This window comes from Pontimicrobium sp. MEBiC01747, from assembly GCF_053601635.1.
On sequence record NZ_JBSHNS010000054.1, the window covers coordinates 1 to 1,166 of the forward strand.

At 26.6% G+C, this 1,166-nt stretch carries 3 protein-coding genes; all 3 read left to right on the forward strand.

From position 1 onward, the window contains the following. A partial coding sequence (locus tag ACVC2P_RS00830; RefSeq protein WP_452596588.1) for a hypothetical protein occupies positions 1-341 on the forward strand: 341 nt, incomplete at its 5' end. 72 nt (positions 342-413) lie between these two features. Then, positions 414-605, forward strand: coding sequence for a hypothetical protein (locus ACVC2P_RS00835; RefSeq protein ID WP_452596589.1), 192 nt, complete (start codon positions 414-416; stop codon positions 603-605). Continuing rightward, positions 568-1,149 carry a hypothetical protein gene (locus ACVC2P_RS00840; protein WP_452596590.1) on the forward strand — a complete coding sequence of 194 codons (582 nt, stop codon included), beginning with the start codon at positions 568-570 and terminating at the stop codon, positions 1,147-1,149. Before ACVC2P_RS00835 ends, ACVC2P_RS00840 begins: the two co-directional genes overlap by 38 nt. Positions 1,150-1,166 lie beyond the last annotated feature (17 nt).

Here is a 1,166-nt window from a genome sequence, read left to right on the forward strand (position 1 = left end):
ATGGAATATATATTAATAGTACTGTTGAGTTTGATAAATTAATAAAAGACAGAGAAGGACTATCTTATACTGTAGAATATGATTCACGAGAAGTGATTATAAGTCTGTTTGAAAATTCGATTGAAAATTATGAATTAAGAATATATTTTAATTCATTAGATTTAAATCAAAGAGAATCTCTTTTGGAAGAATTAAAACTATATTTTTTGAAAGAAAACACGATTTTTGATATGTTTTTTTTTGATAGAGATGACGATTCTCATCAGATTGATTTATCTGATATTTATAAACCTATAACTAAATATCTACCAGAGTCTATAAAATTAATTTTTTCTCGTTAGGAGGTAGTGTAGTATCCCCCTGCTAATCCAGGTGAAAATAGTAATTTTTTAGAAGGAGCTAAGTTCGAAACAGTGACTAAAAGTCAGCCAGATACTATATTAGTACCTTATGAAACTAGCAGTTCTAATGAGGTGCAGTTTAATTTAACAACATCTAAAGTTAATAATGGAATTAATACAATAAGTAAAAAAGAGTTTAAAAAAGTATCTAAAGCCGTAAAGAAGAATGCAAGAAAAACAAGAAACAAGAAAAATAATCCTTAGAGGTGTTGTAATAATATTAGCAGCATTTTTACATTCCTGCGGAACTAATAAAATAACGATAATAGATTACAATAAGATATGCAATGAATATATAGAAACTGAAAAAAATGTAGTTTTGGGTAATTTATTTAAAGACTTAAAAAAAAGAAGAGTTTTAAGTATTAATAGTATTTGGTATAGTTTAAACTCTTTAGATAATATTAGCGATTCCTTTTCTAAAGAGCCTAGTTTAGTAAATAAATGTATTTCTAAAGAAATGAGAACATTATTTTCAATATGGTTAATATCTAAGGGTGCTTATAAAGAGAATTGTTCTGATCTAGCTTATTTATATATAGAAGAGGAGGTTATATATGATTTAAAAATGGATAAGGGGTTGAAAGTTTCTTATTACAATAAGAAAAAAGTAGATAAAATAAAGAAAGAATATTTTTTGTGGTATAAAAATTATTTGAAAGGAGATACTTCTTTAAATGAATTGTCTAACAAATATAATTGGATAATTGCCCCCCCGCTCCCCCTGCTACCGCTAGTTTGTAACTAGTGGCGGTAAGAGTAAAC

Bases quoted from the DNA above. Each gene is read 5' to 3' on its own strand.
- ACVC2P_RS00840 (WP_452596590.1), top strand. From the start codon at position 568: ATGCAAGAAAAACAAGAAACAAGAAAAATAATCCTTAGAGGTGTTGTA.